Source organism: Paenibacillus sp. FW101-FHT12H11 (genome assembly GCF_058790355.1).
Genome location: NZ_JBYTCO010000007.1, coordinates 74,403 through 89,342, shown reverse-complemented (window position 1 = coordinate 89,342; position 14,940 = coordinate 74,403). Strand labels below are relative to the sequence as shown.

The 14,940-nt window shown below is 48.0% G+C and carries 16 protein-coding genes and 1 pseudogene; 2 read left to right on the top strand and 15 right to left on the bottom strand.

Features of this window, described 5'->3' with window-relative positions; genetic code table 11:
- Positions 1 to 155 precede the first annotated feature (155 nt).
- Positions 156 to 527: pseudogene (locus tag AC3WTJ_RS22765) on the top strand (ATP-binding protein); the annotation flags it as partial.
- Between the two features lie 57 nt (positions 528 to 584).
- Positions 585 to 893, top strand: a complete 309-nt coding sequence (locus tag AC3WTJ_RS22760) for a magnesium chelatase subunit ChlI family protein (RefSeq protein ID WP_492523774.1) — start codon at positions 585 to 587, stop codon at positions 891 to 893.
- Between the two features lie 48 nt (positions 894 to 941).
- Here AC3WTJ_RS22760 and AC3WTJ_RS22755 read toward each other — a convergent pair whose 3' ends face one another.
- The 15 genes from AC3WTJ_RS22755 to smc form a co-directional block, all read right to left on the bottom strand.
- Positions 942 to 1,319, bottom strand: coding sequence for a YraN family protein (locus tag AC3WTJ_RS22755; protein WP_492523773.1), 378 nt, complete (start codon positions 1,317 to 1,319; stop codon positions 942 to 944).
- On the bottom strand, positions 1,319 to 1,633 hold the full coding sequence (locus AC3WTJ_RS22750; protein ID WP_157321275.1) for an EscU/YscU/HrcU family type III secretion system export apparatus switch protein: 315 nt from the start codon (positions 1,631 to 1,633) through the stop codon (positions 1,319 to 1,321). The genes AC3WTJ_RS22755 and AC3WTJ_RS22750 overlap by 1 nt, the downstream gene beginning before the upstream one ends.
- Positions 1,630 to 3,465 carry a TP0910 N-terminal domain-containing protein gene (locus AC3WTJ_RS22745; protein WP_492523772.1) on the bottom strand — a complete coding sequence of 612 codons (1,836 nt, stop codon included), beginning with the start codon at positions 3,463 to 3,465 and terminating at the stop codon, positions 1,630 to 1,632. Before AC3WTJ_RS22745 ends, AC3WTJ_RS22750 begins: the two co-directional genes overlap by 4 nt.
- A gap of 74 nt (positions 3,466 to 3,539) precedes the next feature.
- Complete coding sequence (gene rnhB / locus AC3WTJ_RS22740; RefSeq protein WP_492523771.1) at positions 3,540 to 4,187, bottom strand: ribonuclease HII; 648 nt, start codon at positions 4,185 to 4,187, stop codon at positions 3,540 to 3,542.
- 136 nt (positions 4,188 to 4,323) lie between these two features.
- The gene (ylqF, locus tag AC3WTJ_RS22735) at positions 4,324 to 5,187 is read right to left on the bottom strand and encodes a ribosome biogenesis GTPase YlqF (protein ID WP_492523770.1); all 864 of its coding nucleotides are present in this window, start codon (positions 5,185 to 5,187) and stop codon (positions 4,324 to 4,326) included.
- A gap of 11 nt (positions 5,188 to 5,198) precedes the next feature.
- Positions 5,199 to 5,825, bottom strand: coding sequence for a signal peptidase I (lepB, locus tag AC3WTJ_RS22730; protein WP_407867768.1), 627 nt, complete (start codon positions 5,823 to 5,825; stop codon positions 5,199 to 5,201).
- 93 nt (positions 5,826 to 5,918) lie between these two features.
- Positions 5,919 to 6,260 carry a 50S ribosomal protein L19 gene (gene rplS, locus AC3WTJ_RS22725; protein ID WP_127458434.1) on the bottom strand — a complete coding sequence of 114 codons (342 nt, stop codon included), beginning with the start codon at positions 6,258 to 6,260 and terminating at the stop codon, positions 5,919 to 5,921.
- A gap of 168 nt (positions 6,261 to 6,428) precedes the next feature.
- A complete protein-coding gene (gene trmD / locus AC3WTJ_RS22720) occupies positions 6,429 to 7,181 on the bottom strand; it encodes a tRNA (guanosine(37)-N1)-methyltransferase TrmD (protein WP_492523769.1) in 753 nt (250 codons plus the stop codon).
- Positions 7,178 to 7,693 (bottom strand): ribosome maturation factor RimM, encoded by a 516-nt coding sequence (gene rimM, locus AC3WTJ_RS22715; protein WP_157321284.1) that lies wholly within the window; start codon positions 7,691 to 7,693, stop codon positions 7,178 to 7,180. Before rimM ends, trmD begins: the two co-directional genes overlap by 4 nt.
- 83 nt (positions 7,694 to 7,776) lie before the next feature.
- On the bottom strand, positions 7,777 to 8,007 hold the full coding sequence (locus AC3WTJ_RS22710; RefSeq protein ID WP_047672782.1) for a KH domain-containing protein: 231 nt from the start codon (positions 8,005 to 8,007) through the stop codon (positions 7,777 to 7,779).
- 26 nt (positions 8,008 to 8,033) lie between these two features.
- Positions 8,034 to 8,306: a 30S ribosomal protein S16 gene (rpsP, locus tag AC3WTJ_RS22705; RefSeq protein WP_127458431.1), complete on the bottom strand. Its 273-nt coding sequence runs from the start codon at positions 8,304 to 8,306 to the stop codon at positions 8,034 to 8,036.
- A 36-nt stretch (positions 8,307 to 8,342) separates the two neighbouring features.
- A complete protein-coding gene (gene ffh, locus AC3WTJ_RS22700; RefSeq protein WP_492523768.1) occupies positions 8,343 to 9,701 on the bottom strand; it encodes a signal recognition particle protein in 1,359 nt (452 codons plus the stop codon).
- 25 nt (positions 9,702 to 9,726) lie between these two features.
- Positions 9,727 to 10,077 (bottom strand): putative DNA-binding protein, encoded by a 351-nt coding sequence (locus AC3WTJ_RS22695; RefSeq protein ID WP_492523767.1) that lies wholly within the window; start codon positions 10,075 to 10,077, stop codon positions 9,727 to 9,729.
- A 154-nt stretch (positions 10,078 to 10,231) separates the two neighbouring features.
- Positions 10,232 to 11,218: a signal recognition particle-docking protein FtsY gene (ftsY, locus tag AC3WTJ_RS22690; RefSeq protein WP_127458428.1), complete on the bottom strand. Its 987-nt coding sequence runs from the start codon at positions 11,216 to 11,218 to the stop codon at positions 10,232 to 10,234.
- A gap of 70 nt (positions 11,219 to 11,288) precedes the next feature.
- The gene (gene smc / locus AC3WTJ_RS22685; RefSeq protein ID WP_492523766.1) at positions 11,289 to 14,864 is read right to left on the bottom strand and encodes a chromosome segregation protein SMC; all 3,576 of its coding nucleotides are present in this window, start codon (positions 14,862 to 14,864) and stop codon (positions 11,289 to 11,291) included.
- Positions 14,865 to 14,940 lie beyond the last annotated feature (76 nt).

Sequence of the window (14,940 nt, the reverse complement as noted above, 5' to 3'; positions counted from 1 at the left end):
CTATATCGCTTTGTTTTCATTCCGTTGCAAACCTTTGTATGTGCTCTCAGATCTTGAATAAAGTTCCGCGGCTATGACAATGATATAATTCCACATAAAAAAGAACCACCAGCAGGTGATTCGCTTTAGTTGAGTCATTATTTCGTCATTTTTCTACCCCTTTTATAACTATACGCGCTGCAGGGCTGGTTGGAGGTGGAACGATACCGAAACCAGGCGAAGTCAGTTTAGCTCACCGTGGAATCCTGTTCCTGGACGAACTGCCGGAGTTTACACGAAATGCACTCGAAGTTCTTAGACAGCCACTTGAGGAGCGCTCTGTTACAATCGCTAGAGCACGAGCCGTTTATACATTTCCTTCGCAGTTTATTTTAGCTGCTGCCATGAATCCTTGCCCCTGCGGCTATTACGGAGCAGATAATGAAGCAAATGCCTGTATTTGCTCCCATGCAAAAATCGTTCAGTACCGTTCCAAAATATCCGGGCCTCTCCTTGATCGCATCGATCTCCATGTGGAGGTGCCTAAACCGAGTTATGCTCAGTTAAAGGAGCACACAATCAGTAATCCTTTATCATCCTCGGAAATGTTAGAGAAAGTTTTAATTGCCCATCAGCGACAGCAAAAGCGCTATGCTGGCACCAGCATTCAGCATAATAATGAATTAAGCGGTACTCGAATGAGACAAATTTGCCAGCTGACGGCTGAGGGAGAGCAGCTGCTGAGCGCATCCTTTGAGGCTCTTGGACTAAGCGCTAGAGCCCATGACCGCATTCTGCGATTAGCTTTAACGATTGCAGACTTAGAGGAAAGCGATCGTATTCTATCTCATCACTTGGCTGAGGCCATTCAATACCGGAATCTCGATAAGCAGCAAAAAGAGCAAGAAGGATGACACAAATAAGAGCCTTTTGAGCCCGTTCGTCTTCTCTACGAATCAGTCTCAAAAGGCTCCTTGAATATGTTCAATTTGAGTCGTTGCCTCATCCAAGGATATTTCAACGGCAATGACATCAAAGCGAACGGAGTTCTCATATTTTTGAAAACGATGCAAGTAAAATTGCGCCGTTTCTTTCACTTTCATTTGCTTACGGACATCAACGGATTCTTTGGCGGTTCCAAAGCGGCCGGTAGAACGTCTTGTTCTGACCTCAATAAATACGAGCGTACCTGCTTGTTCAGCAACGATATCCAGTTCTCCCGTACGACAGCGCCAGTTCCGCTCCAGAATCCGATAATCCTTGCTGATCAACAATGCCTCCGCCGCATCTTCGCCAAGCTTGCCAAGCTGCTTCCTGTTATCTTTCCCTGGTTCTTTCATTATCTGTCCCTCTGGGTTCGCATCCGGTTATCCGATCGATAGATAAAGCTTAGCACTTCCGCCACCAACTGATAGAGCTCAGGAGGAATTTCCTGATCCAGGTCCAGCTTGGATAATACTTCGACTAAGGAAGAATCTTCTTGAACAGGAATGCCGTTATCCTTTGCCTTTTGTAAAATAGCTTCAGCCACATGGCCTTTACCTTTGGCAATCAGGGTTGGAGCCTTCTGCGCTTCAGGGGAGTAGCGAAGCGCTACGGCCTTCTTGATCGGCGTAGGTTCAGGTGTTCCCGCTGGATTCTTTTGCTTGGTCATGCCCGAAAATCTACCCCCTTATACGTTTTGGGGAGGTAGAGCGAGCGAAGATCTGCCCGACCATCTGTAACACCCTTCACTTTCCCCTCATCCTCGTTGCTTACAGGCTGTGGATAGGGTGAACATTTCAACGAAATAAATTGGTATCCCGCTTTGTTCATCGCTGATGTTATTTCTTCCTTGGACTCCTCCATCATAGGAGCTAAGGCCGGATGATCATTATGAATCGTCAATGAGACGATCTTATTAACAACATGTACGTCCACTAACGTATTCCCCATGACTTTCATTTGTAGATCGAACAACAAGCGACAGTTGCTTGCGTCTACTTCACCGCGTTTCCCTTTGTGGGATTGAATATGAACGGCTGCTGATTGCCGACCAGTTCCATCCATAAAAGGAATAAACAAGGTCATATGGGCAAACATGGCGGTTTTGTCAGCAGTCAACATCAACTGTTGACCCGTGATTTGCCCGACTGCTTGCTGCGCTGCCTCTCTGAGCGGCGCCGGCGTATCGCTGGAAGCCGTGAGCTGCAATAGCAAGCTCTTCAGGGTCTCAGCAGCTGCAGGCTTGGCCGTATCGTCCTGCTGAGAAGCCATGGCGATCAGGTTAGGCAGCTGATCTTCCTTAGGGAGCCGGCCGCGCTGCATGACCTCTCCGCGCTCATCCAGCTTCGCTGCCAGATGAGCCTCATGCTCCACGCCGACGGCTTTGAGCATCCTGCTGATCCAGTTAAGCTCTGGATCAGCCTCGGCCTCCTGAGGCGCACTGCTGCGCGCCTCTAATGGCTCCGCCGCCTTCTGCTTCGCAGGCGGCTCCTGCACAGGCGAACCCGCCACCGGCGGTTCGCCTTCAGGCGCAGGCACAGCGCTTCGCGCCTGTGCCTCCGGCATGGCCGCCCTCGCGGTGCGGGCGGCCTGCGGTTCCGCCGTCGGCTGCGCCGGGGCGGCGGCCTGCGGTTCCGCCGTCGGCTGCGCCGGGGCGGCGGCCAGCTCCCCGCCCGCTGCATCGGGCGGGGCGGTTACGGCAGCGGCCACTGGCGCGCTGCCGACACGCGGCGGCGGCTCTGCGGAAGCCGCCGTGCCGCTGGCGCCAGCCTGCGCAGCAGCTGGCGGAGCGGGCGCCGCGGCCGGCGCCTCCGGCGGCCGCGCGGGCCACACAGCTGCGGCGGAAGCCCGCAGCTCTCTAAGCAGCGCGACGACCTGCTTCGCGGTGTCGGCTGCGGGATGCTCAGGCTGCTGCTCCAGCAATTTCGCAGCCTGCTGCTCAAGCTGCTCCAGCACCTTCCCTACTGGAGGGCCGGAAGTAACCTGTCTTAAGGCCCCTACTGTTTCTTGTGTAAGGGGCAAACCCTTTTTGTGGGCTAGTACAGCAGCTTGCGCCCATTCTTCCTTATTCACACCCTCAGGTATGTTACTCATCAAAATTTCAAAAGCTTTTACCGTTTCCTTGGATACAGGAACGCCTTCCTGCTGCATGAGTTGAACCATTTGCCGATTGCCGGCCGTATCCTTAACCGAAAAGGCTTTAAGGAGATCACCGAGGGAATCTTCTGTAATTTGTACATCCGACGCCGTCAACGGCTTCAACATAATTTGTCCGCCGCTTGATTCCGGTTGAACCTGCAGGTAAGTCACATCTCCTTGCTTAAGAGGAGTTTCCAGTTTGGCTCTGACTTGTACGCCGCTTATATTAAGTAATGCTTCTTGATCGCTAAGCAGTTGAAGAACGACACCTTTGACAACTTGTCCTACTTTTAGTTCAAGCACCTTGCTATCCGAAGCCGTTAAATCACCCACCAAGCTGCGAATCAATCCACTTATGTTCATCCCGTTCACCTCAAATCTTTCTATCTCTTATGTATATTATCGGCTGCTTCTCGCCATTTCTGAATAAGATGAAGTCAGATGAAGTCCAGTTCCAATTGTTCAGACTGCGGCTGCGTTTCTTTCTCTTCCAGCTGCGCCATCACTTTGCGTATAAATAATTTACGGTGGAGCGCCGTCGGACCATAGCGCAATAACATCTCTCTATGGTGCTTTGTGGCATAACCCTTATGTACCGCGAGTCCGTACTCGGGATATTGCTCATCCCAATCAGCGCACATCCGATCCCGCGTCACCTTGGCGATAATCGATGCTGCTGCAATAGATTGACTTAATGCATCTCCATGTATAATAGCTGTTTGTGGAATTTCCAAATCTACTTTCTCTGCATCCACAAGTAAATAATCCGGTACTTGGCTTAACTGCTCGACAGCCTGCTTCATGGCTAATCTAGCGGCTTGTTTAATATTTATCGCTTCAATTTGATCAACATCAACAATGCCAATCCCTACAGCTAGAGCTTCACTCATAATTTGTTCATAGAGGGTTTCCCGTTTCTTCTCAGACAGTTTCTTGGAATCATTCACCTCATCCAATACATACCCTTGCGGAAGAATGACAGCTGCCGCAACGACATCTCCGAATAAACATCCTCTTCCTACCTCATCAATCCCGGCAACAAGGCTGAATCCTTGCTCCCATACTTCCTTTTCGTGCTCCAGCAATGGCTTTCGCCCCTTTCCATCTCATCATTATAAGGGATTGCCGCTTCGCCAAGCTATACCCATTTTTTTCAACAAAAAAACCACCTCCGCCCGCCTTAACAACTCGGTCCGAAAGTGGCTTTCTACATTTCTCGTATTACTGAGGCTTTTCCAAGGAAATACGCCCCATTTTACCTGCTCGAAGATCACGGATGATAATTAAGGATGCTTTATCCAGATCCACTTTACCACCACTCACAATGGCTCCGCGCTTCCGACCGATTGCTTCCATTACCTTAACCACTTCGTGCACATTCTCCATATCCTCCGGAAGGTCGGTTACTCCGAATCGCTCTTGAAGAGCTGCACCATAATGTTCAACCATATAGCGAACAACAAAAAGTGCAATTTCATCCAAATGCAGCAATTCTTCTTTAATCGCACCGGTCGCTGCAAGACGCTGACCAACCAATTGATCCTCGAATTTCGGCCACAAAATACCTGGCGTATCCAACAAGTCCATTTCCGTTCCGACTTTGATCCACTGTTGACCTTTGGTAACACCCGGTTTATCACCGGTTGCTGCGATTTTTTTACCCGCCAACTGATTGATAAGCGTTGACTTCCCAACGTTCGGAATGCCGACGATGAGCGCCCTTACAGCACGAGGATTAATCCCTTTGCTAAGTTGACGTTCAATCTTATCTGCCCACAGCTGTTTCACGCGGGGTAATATTTCTTTGGTCGCTGTTCCAGTAGCTGCATCAATTGGCAAAGCAGGCAGTCCTTGTTCAGCAAAAAATTTCACCCATTGCGCTGTCACTTGGGGATCCGCCAAATCGGTTTTATTCAAAAGGACCAAACGGGGTTTGCCCTTCAAAATTTCATCAACCATCGGGTTCCGGCTGGAGAGCGGTACGCGGGCATCCAAGAGCTCAATGACGACATCAATCAGCTTTAGCTTATCTTCAATCTGCCTTCGAGCTTTGGTCATGTGACCGGGAAACCATTGAATGGTCATTCTATTTCACCTCAAAAATGTATAAAACTAATTTTGTTCAGCGGCCAGAAAATAACTTCCGCACGGCCAACGATCTTTTCGAATGGAACGAAGCCTACACTTTTAGCACGGCTATCTTTCGAGTTCGGACGATTATCTCCCATTGCAAACAGCTCCCCATCCGGCACTTTCGTTTCCGGGAAATCTGACAATGTGTTATAAGCATGTCCTTCTTTATTCGCTTGTTCGATGGCTTCCTTGATAAATGGCTGATCAATCTCTTGGCCGTTAATAAACACTTTATCGCCTGTTACTTTAACGGTTTCACCTGGGAGTGCAATTACACGCTTAATGTAATCTTTCCCTTCAGGCGCATGGAAAACGATCACTTCTCCCCGTTTCGGTGCGCGAATATCATAGACAATTTTATTGACAATGAGTCGCTCGCCGGTAGAAAAATTCGGACGCATGGAATCACCATCGACGATGAAAGGCGAGAACAGGAACCAGCGAATAATAATAACGAGCACGCCCGCGATTACTAATGCTTTAATCCATTCCCAAGTTTCGCTTTTTGCTGTTTTTACAGGTTTTGCTGATACAGCTTCCGCGGTCGTAACTGAGCTTACTCTAGGCTGATCTTGCTCATTCTGTTCCATCACTGATTGCCTCTTTTCCAGTTTTGGTTTTATGTATATAGTTTGCCCTGTAAAAATGAAAAGGAGACTTGCCTAAACAAGCCCCCCGTTTTCTTATCGAATTTCTTTGATTCTTGCTGCTTTACCACGAAGACCACGCAGATAATAAAGTTTCGCACGACGAACTTTACCACGGCGAGCCACTTCAATCTTCTCAATCTTCGGAGAATGGAATGGGAAAGTTCTTTCCACACCCACACCGTAAGAAATTTTACGAACTGTAAACGTTTCGCTGATTCCACCGCCGTGGCGTTTGATAACAACACCTTCGAACAGCTGAATACGCTCACGTGTACCCTCGATAACTTTTACGTGTACTTTAAGTGTGTCTCCTGGACGGAAATTAGGAATATCCGTACGGAGTTGCTCTTTCGTAATCTCTTGAATAAGATTCATAGTTGACTCCCTCCTTCCACACAGGTGTTCATTCCGCTTATCTACATAGTATGTCTTAGCTGTTATGCGTAGAGGACCACCAGACTCGAACTGTTGAAAAATTCACAACAGAATATATAATATCATAGACAGAAAAGAAATTCAATAGAGAAGTTTTTGGGGGCTACTTCATTTGTTTTTCTCTTGCCATTCCATGATCCAAACCTTTTCTTCTTTGGTCAGCTCTCTACCTTCCAGCAAATCAGGACGGCGCTCAAGAGTACGATGGATGGATTCCTTACGGCGCCAACGCTTCACGTTCTCATGATGTCCTGATAAAAGCATTTCAGGCACTTCCCACTCTCTAAATTTAGCCGGCCTTGTATAGTGCGGGTATTCCAGCAGGCCTGTCGAGAACGAATCGGTCACCGCTGACATCTCATTGCCAAGCACACCTGGCAAAAGCCTCACTACGCTGTCTATAACGACCATAGCAGGCAATTCTCCGCCAGTTAATACATAATCACCTATGGACAGCTCATCGGTCACCAGATACTGCCTAATGCGTTCATCGTAGCCCTCATAGTGACCGCAAATAAACACAAGATGCTCTTCGCTTGAGAGTTCTTCGGCAATTTTCTGCGAAAATGGCTTACCCTGCGGACACATGAGAATGACGCGCGGTTTAGCAGGCATTTCTCCCGCCTCTTGATGTTTAGGCAAAGCTTCAACTGCGGCAAAGATCGGTTCTGGCTTTAGGACCATTCCACCGCCGCCACCGTAGGGATAATCATCTACCGTATTGTGTTTGTTATTGGAATACTCACGAAAATTCACGGTATTTAGACTAACAATTCCCTTGTCACGCGCTTTCCCCAAAATGCTCGACGAAAATACCCCGTCAAACATTTCCGGAAACAAGGTCAATACATCGATTCTCATTCCATTAGTCCTTCCATCAAATGAATCCGGATTGTTTTGGCAGCAACATCCACATCCAGGATCACATCATCGATCACAGGAAGCAGCAGCTGTTTGCCTTTTGGCAAGTCCACAACCCAAACGTCATTTGCACCAGGCGTCAACACCTCGGAAATTAACCCTAACTCTTGGCCTTCTTCCGTTATGACCTTGCAGCCAATAATTTCGTGGTAATAGTATTCTCCCTCTTCCAAGGGCTGTTGATTCTTAGCTTCGATTTTTAGCAATGAACCTTTGAATTTCTCAACCTCATTAATATTGCTGAACTGCGTAAATTGGACGATAAACACATTTTTATGTAAGCGGGAGGTTTGAACCGTCACCGGCGTTTGCTTATTTTGAGGGTCAACAATAATTAAGGCATTTCCTTTGTCAAAGCGTTCTGGAAAATCCGTTTCCGGCACTATTTTCAATTCCCCACGAATCCCGTGGGTATTTGCGATTTTACCAACAGTTATGAGTTTCTCGGTCATTTGCGCTTGCCCAACCTCCACTATAATTTACCTTTCAAGACCATATAAGAAAAAGGTTAGGAACTGAATCCTAACCTGGTTTCTTATGAAACGATTTCAACGGCTACCCGCTTCGTTTCTTTCACTGCTGCTGACGTGACGACTGTGCGGAGCGATTTCGCAATCTTGCCCTGCTTCCCGATCACTTTACCGACATCGTCGGGGTGAACAGACAGCCTGTACTCAATTTTGTCATCCTTCTCCACGACAGCGACACGTACTTCTTCCGGATGATCTACAAGAGCCTTAGCAATAACGGTGATAAGATCCTTCATGAACCCACCCTCCGAAAGTTAACAGATTACTTCTGTAATTTCAGCTCGTGAAACTTAGTCATCAAACCTGCTTTGGAGAACAGGCTGCGAACTGTATCGGACGGTTGAGCGCCAGTTTGAAGCCATTTCAGCGCTTTTTCCTCATCAAGGTTTACAGCTGCTGGTTCTGCAATCGGGTTATAAGTTCCGATTTCTTCGATAAAACGACCATCACGCGGGGAACGGGAATCCGAAACCACCACACGGTAGAAAGGAGCTTTATGAGCGCCTACACGTTTAAGACGAATACGTACTGCCATGAAAAATCACCTCCTACTTAGAATAAAAAGCATTATTTAAAAGGGAAATTTAAATCCCTTGCCTAACTTCTTCATACCCTTGGCGCCCTTCGGCCCCATCATGCCTGAAAATTGCTTCATCATTTTGCGCATATCATCGAACTGCTTAATGAAACGGTTGACCTCTTGTACCGAGTTCCCGCTTCCTAGTGCAATCCGCTTGCGGCGGTTTGCATTTAGCAGCTCAGGCTTGCGTTTCTCTTCCTTGGTCATCGACTTCACAATCGCTTCAACACGCGCCATCTGCTTGTCGTCGACTTTCATATCTTTCATGCCTTTGATCTTGTTCGCGCCTGGCAGCATCTCCAGGATCTGATCAAGCGGCCCCATCTTCTTCACTTGCTCCATTTGATCAAGGAAATCCTCGAAGGTGAATTCGGCGTTGCGCATTTTGCGCTCCATTTCTTTCGCCTTGTCCATATCGATGCCAGCTTGCGCTTTCTCAATCAAAGTAAGCATATCGCCCATGCCAAGAATTCTTGACGCCATACGATCCGGGAAAAATGGTTCTAATGCATCCATCTTTTCGCCGCTTGCTACGAATTTAATCGGGCAACCTGTTACCGCCTTGACAGATAACGCGGCACCACCGCGGGTATCGCCATCCAACTTGGTAAGTACGACACCTGTAAGCTCCAGCTGCTGATGGAAACTCTCCGCGACATTGACAGCATCCTGCCCCGTCATCGCATCTACAACTAGCAAGATTTCATCAGGATCAACGACGGAACGAACATTTTTCAGCTCATCCATCAAGTTCTCATCAATATGCAGACGACCTGCAGTATCAATGATCACATAATCATTGCCATTATCTTTGGCGTGTTGCAGACCTGCTTTTGCAATTTCAACAGGATTTACTTGATCTCCTAATGAAAAAACAGGAACTTTTAACTGATCGCCGAGTACTTCCAACTGCTTGATTGCCGCAGGACGGTAAATGTCACACGCAACCAACAGTGGTCTATGGTTCTGCTTAAGGAGCATCTTAGCCAGTTTACCTGACGTCGTTGTTTTACCTGCCCCTTGCAAGCCTGCCATCATAATGACAGTTGGCGGTCGATTGGATCGAGCCAGCTTACTTTGTGTCCCACCCATCAATGCCGTGAGCTCTTTGTTAACAATATCGATAACGACCATGCCCGGTGTAAAGGACTTCAGCACTTCTTGTCCGATAGCTTGTTCCTTCACCTTAGCAATAAAGTCTTTCACCACTTTAAAGTTAACGTCCGCTTCAAGCAGAGCGAGTCTGACCTCGCGAAGCGCTTCGCCTACATCTTCTTCCGTCAGCTTACCTTTGCTTCTCAGCTTGCCGAATACGTTCTGTAATCGGTTGGCTAATCCTTCAAATGCCATGCGCTTCACCTCCTGCTTACACTTTTTAATCGATCCCTATTATTGTATCAAAAAGCTCCGCTGTTTTCCTCTTTAGCTCAGGTTCACAGCCATCCAGCATATGATCCAGCTCTGTGCGCAGCTTCATGCGTTGTTCATGCTTATGTAACAGATGCAGCTTAGCTTCATATTCCTGTAAAGTTAACTCTGCCCGTTTTATATGTTCATACACCGCTTGGCGGCTTATTTCGAAATTCTCGGCAATCTCTCCGAGCGAATAATCATCATGAAAATACAACTGAAGGAAAGTTCTCTGCTTGTCGGTTAATAGTGGTTCATAGAAATCAAATAACAGATTAATGCGATTGGTTTTCGCAAGCATTTGATCGACAGTCATGAACCCACCTCCGTAAAGGTTGCACCCTTGACACCAGCACAACAGAACCTATCATACTGAATTCCGAGATGAATGTCAAGCGTTTTACCTTGTCAGTTCGCAAACAAAAAAATCCCCCTCTAACCGACTGCCGGCAGAGGAGAATTTATTCCGACTATTCTTCTTTTTGCTCGCCGATCCATTTGCCAAATAAGGCATGTACGAACTGCTCGGAATCAAATGGCTGAAGATCATCCATTTTTTCACCGAGTCCGACAAACTTCACAGGCAGGGATAGTTCCTGACGGATCGCCACCACGATACCACCCTTGGCTGTTCCGTCAAGCTTGGAGAGTACTAGTCCGGTCAGACCGGTTTTGTCACCAAACAGCTTAGCCTGGCTCAGCGCATTTTGACCTGTTGTCGCATCAAGCACAAGAATGACCTCATGAGGAGCATCCGGTACTTCACGCTGGATGACGCGGTAAATTTTGTTCAGCTCTTCCATCAAGTTGACTTTATTTTGTAGGCGTCCTGCCGTGTCACAAAGCAAAATATCCACGCCGCGGGTTTTGGCTGCTTGCACAGCATCATACATAACCGCAGCAGGGTCAGCCCCGGATTGCTGCTTAATCACGTCAACGCCGACACGCTGCCCCCAAGTCTCCAGCTGCTCAATCGCCCCGGCACGGAATGTATCACCGGCAGCCATGAGCACTTTTTTACCTTGGGATTTAAACATGTGCGCCATTTTACCAATCGTTGTCGTCTTCCCAACGCCATTGACGCCTACGAACAAAATAACCGACAAACCATTAGGGTTTAGATTCAGGCCTGCATCCGCGTCACCTTTCAGCAGTTCGATCAGTTTTTCCGAAAGAATAGGCTGCAGCTCTGCGGGATCTTCAATTTTGCGCTTTTTCACTTCTGCACGGAGCTGATCAATGAGCTTAAGAACCGTGTTTACGCCTACGTCAGCTCCAATCAGAATTTCTTCCAGCTCTTCATAGAAATCTTCATCAATCTTTTTGCGGCGGCTAAATAAGTCATCGACACGCTCAACGAATACATCTCTCGTTTTGCTTAGTCCCTCTTTGAACTTATTCGTGACCGCTTCGGCCTTGCTCGAAATGCTCTCTTTTAACCGTTTAAAAAAACTCATAGTTCCTCCCAAGAATAAACAACTTCGCCGACCCAACGGGGCGAGCGCGTTTGTCAAAATTAAAAACTCATTAAGATGCTGACATTTCCGCTTCCTCATCTTCCAATCGAACAGAAACGAGCTTGGAAACGCCGCCCTCTTGCATGGTTACACCGTATAGCACGTCGGCCTCTTCCATCGTTCCTTTGCGGTGAGTGACGACGATAAATTGCGTCATTTCCGAGAACTCGCGCAAATATTCCGCAAAACGGGATACGTTCGCCTCATCCAAGGCAGCTTCTACTTCGTCCAGTACGCAGAAAGGAACCGGCTTGACCCGAATGATTGAGAACAACAGCGCAATTGCCGTAAGCGCACGTTCTCCCCCTGATAAGAGTTGTAGATTTTGCAGCTTTTTGCCTGGCGGCTGGGCGACGATCTCAATCCCCGTATCCAACATATTTTCTGGCTCTGACAAGATCAAATCTGCGCGTCCTCCACCGAACAATTTGGAGAAAACAACGCCAAAATGCGAACGAATAGCATCAAAAGTTGTCTTGAAGCGCTTGGACATCTCCTGATCCATCTCGCGAATAACCTGATAAAGCGTGGTTTTGGCTTCGATCAAATCATTTTTCTGCGCACTCAAAAACTCATAACGCTCGGAGATCCTCGCAAATTCCTCGATCGCACCGAGGTTGACTTCGCCTAAGGAGGCAATTTCGCGTTTAATCTCACGCACTTTGCTCTGCGTACCCTGGATATCTTCCGGAACCGGATAACGTTCTTTGGCCAGCTCGTAGCTAAGCTCGTATTCTTCGCCAAGCTTTTTCAACAAATTTTCCAGCTCAACATCCAGACGAGTTACTCTCACTTCGGTTTGATGCAAGCTTTCTTCAACCTGCTTTAACTGTACGCGCTGTGCACGTGTTTCATTCTCTTCCTGCTCAAGCTTTTGCAACCATTCGGTTCGCTCCGCGCGCTTAAAATCAATGCTCTCTGTGCACTGCTGCTTTTTCAGTTTGAGATCGTTAAGCAATTCTACTTGAAGGACCGTTTCCTGTTCAAGAGCGCTCATATCCTGCTCCAGCTGCTGCAGTAGCCCGCGGTTCATCTCCATCTCTCGATCGGACTCGCTGAGATCCTGCTGCAACCGCCGCTGCTGATCTTGAAGAGACTGCTTCTCTTGGGAAATGGAAGCCACCTTCACCTTGAGATCCGTCAACTGCCCCTGCAGCTCTTCTTTCTCGGATTCGCTGGCTTTCCGCGAACTTTCGGCATCACGAATTGCTTGCTGCAAGGAAGCTTCTTCTTCCTGCAGCTCGGCAAGCGCTGCTTCGGACTCTGTTTTTCTCCGTCCAAGATCAGCTTGCTCTTCCAGCAACGCCCCCCTGTCTTGGCTATCGAGGGAAAGCTGCTCCTCCACCGTGCGGTTCTCCGCTTCCAGCGGATTTAATTCCGCGCGGATTTGCTGCTCTTCAATACGCTTTTGCTCGCCTAGTTGGCGAAGCTGCTCCACAGCCATCATCTCATCCGTAATTTCACGCTTCATGACGCTGGTCTGACCACGCAAACCACTGAGCTGCTGCTCCGAATGTTTGATTTCATTATCCAACTCTTCGATTTGGCGCTGACGACCTAGCAGGTTTGTTGACTTTTTCTGCAAACTCCCTCCCGTCATCGATCCTCCGGGATTGACCACATCGCCTTCTAACGTCACAACCCGATAACGATATTGTGCTTTTGCGGCAATATGATTCGCATCTTCTAACGTTTGGGCAACAACCACATTGCCTAGAAGACTAGAGAAAATGTTTTGATAAGTAGAATCAAACGATACTAGATCTACTGCGATACCTACAAAACCTTTTGCCGATCTAAGAGAGTTGATCTCGTTGTCCGAAATCGAACGCCCGCGGATAACATTCATCGGCAAGAACGTCGCCCGTCCCATTTGACGGCGTTTCAAGAACGCAATCGCTTCACGCCCATCGGCTTCGGTTTCGACGACGATATTTTGTAAAGCCCCGCCTAAAGCGGTTTCAATCGCGATCTCCACATCTGCCGGCACTTTCACGAGTTCGGCGACAGCACCGCGAATCCCCCGCAAATCCTTGCGGCTTTTCGCTTTAAGCACCTCTTTGACACCTTGCATAAAGCCGTCGTAATCGTTGGCCATTTCTTTCATGGTGTCGCGGCGTGATGTCAGTGCATCCAACTTCTGTTCCCATTTGCGGACCATGCCCAACGCATCATCAAGCAAGCCCTGCTTATTTTTCAAACTTTGCGTCAGCTGGATATACTGCTGTCTGGCGTCTTCGATTTCCTTAACCGTTGTTTCCAGTTTTAACGTTAATTCTTGCTTGCGGACGGTGATTTTCTCGCGCTGCTCGGCCCACTTCTGCCGCTCATCGTCAAGCCTTTCCAGCCTGCGCCCGATACTTTCCGTCTGCTGCTCCGCATAACGAATTTCGTTCCGGGCTTGTGCCATCCGGTTCAAGGTCTCTAAGAGCTCACCCTTTAGTTGATCTTCCGGCGAAGAGCTAATTCCACCGTTAACCCCTAGCAGCCGTTGTTCTTCAGCCGTCAGCTTGGCTTGAAATTCAAAAAGCTGCGCGCCAATTTGAATGATTTTCTCACGTTGTTCGCTAATCTCAGCTTCCTTGTCTATTTTGCGCTGTTCCTGCAAGGCAATTGTGCTGCTAAGCTGCTGGTAATTGGCAACGTAATTTTTTTTACGCTCTTTGAGTACCTCGCCGTGCCCTTCGCATTTCTCGAATTCCTCACTCAGAACAAGCAAACTTTCTTGAAGCTTCTCCAGCTCCTCTTCCAGCCTGCGCGTTTCCCACCGATGCTTCTCCAAATGAGCATCATGCTGATTCACAATGGTTGAAAGCTCTGTCTGCTCCTTCACGAGCTTCTCGAGCTTTTGCGAAGCTTCATTCCATGAGATATAGATCTGATCAATCTGATGAACATACATGGCAATCTCACTGCTTTTGAGCGTTTCACGCAGCTCTTTGTAGCGAATCGCTTTCTCCGACTGCTCACGCAGCGGTTCAATTTGATCCTCTAACTCTGAAACCAAGTCATGGATCCTGAGCAGATTTTGCTCGGTGTCACTTAACTTCTTTTCCGCTTCCTTTTTACGCGATTTATATTTAACAATCCCCGAGGCTTCTTCAAAAATACCACGGCGATCCTCTGATTTCGTACTAAGAATTTCTTCAATACGTCCTTGTCCGATAATCGAATACGCTTCTTTCCCGATTCCCGTATCCATGAACAATTCCGTTATATCTTTCAGGCGGCAGGGCTGCTTATTGATTAAATATTCGCTTTCCCCACTCCTATGTACTCGGCGAGTAACCGTTACTTCATTGAAATCCAGCGGAAGCGATTGGGAAGTGTTATCCAGTGTCAGCGATACTTCGCCATAATTGACCGCCCGGCGCGCATCACTACCCGCAAAAATAACATCCTCCATTTTACCGCCACGCAAAGACTTCGCGCTTTGTTCCCCCAGTACCCACCGGATACCGTCGGAAATATTACTTTTTCCGCTCCCATTCGGACCTACAACCGCGGTGATACCGCGTACAAATTCCAGCTCCGTCCGGTCTGCGAAAGACTTAAACCCGGATAATTCAATCCGTTTTAAAAACATGGTCTCACCTCAGAAATTATTGTAACATATCCCTTCTAAAAATAAGAGAAAAAAACAAAAAAGGCAGCCGCAGCTG

What these genes read in the sequence shown, in the direction of transcription:
- AC3WTJ_RS22710 (WP_047672782.1), bottom strand. Translation starts at nt 8,007, where the DNA reads ATGAAGGATCTTATCACCGTTATTGCTAAGGCTCTTGTAGATCATCCG.
- AC3WTJ_RS22755 (WP_492523773.1), bottom strand. Translation starts at nt 1,319, where the DNA reads ATGAAAGAACCAGGGAAAGATAACAGGAAGCAGCTTGGCAAGCTTGGC.
- rimM (WP_157321284.1), bottom strand. Translation starts at nt 7,693, where the DNA reads ATGACCGAGAAACTCATAACTGTTGGTAAAATCGCAAATACCCACGGG.
- AC3WTJ_RS22745 (WP_492523772.1), bottom strand. Translation starts at nt 3,465, where the DNA reads ATGAACATAAGTGGATTGATTCGCAGCTTGGTGGGTGATTTAACGGCT.
- AC3WTJ_RS22750 (WP_157321275.1), bottom strand. Translation starts at nt 1,633, where the DNA reads ATGACCAAGCAAAAGAATCCAGCGGGAACACCTGAACCTACGCCGATC.
- ffh (WP_492523768.1), bottom strand. Translation starts at nt 9,701, where the DNA reads ATGGCATTTGAAGGATTAGCCAACCGATTACAGAACGTATTCGGCAAG.
- ylqF (WP_492523770.1), bottom strand. Translation starts at nt 5,187, where the DNA reads ATGACCATTCAATGGTTTCCCGGTCACATGACCAAAGCTCGAAGGCAG.
- ftsY (WP_127458428.1), bottom strand. Translation starts at nt 11,218, where the DNA reads ATGAGTTTTTTTAAACGGTTAAAAGAGAGCATTTCGAGCAAGGCCGAA.
- AC3WTJ_RS22760 (WP_492523774.1), top strand. Translation starts at nt 585, where the DNA reads ATGTTAGAGAAAGTTTTAATTGCCCATCAGCGACAGCAAAAGCGCTAT.
- rplS (WP_127458434.1), bottom strand. Translation starts at nt 6,260, where the DNA reads ATGAATCTTATTCAAGAGATTACGAAAGAGCAACTCCGTACGGATATT.
- lepB (WP_407867768.1), bottom strand. Translation starts at nt 5,825, where the DNA reads ATGGAACAGAATGAGCAAGATCAGCCTAGAGTAAGCTCAGTTACGACC.
- trmD (WP_492523769.1), bottom strand. Translation starts at nt 7,181, where the DNA reads ATGAGAATCGATGTATTGACCTTGTTTCCGGAAATGTTTGACGGGGTA.
- AC3WTJ_RS22695 (WP_492523767.1), bottom strand. Translation starts at nt 10,077, where the DNA reads ATGACTGTCGATCAAATGCTTGCGAAAACCAATCGCATTAATCTGTTA.
- rpsP (WP_127458431.1), bottom strand. Translation starts at nt 8,306, where the DNA reads ATGGCAGTACGTATTCGTCTTAAACGTGTAGGCGCTCATAAAGCTCCT.
- smc (WP_492523766.1), bottom strand. Translation starts at nt 14,864, where the DNA reads ATGTTTTTAAAACGGATTGAATTATCCGGGTTTAAGTCTTTCGCAGAC.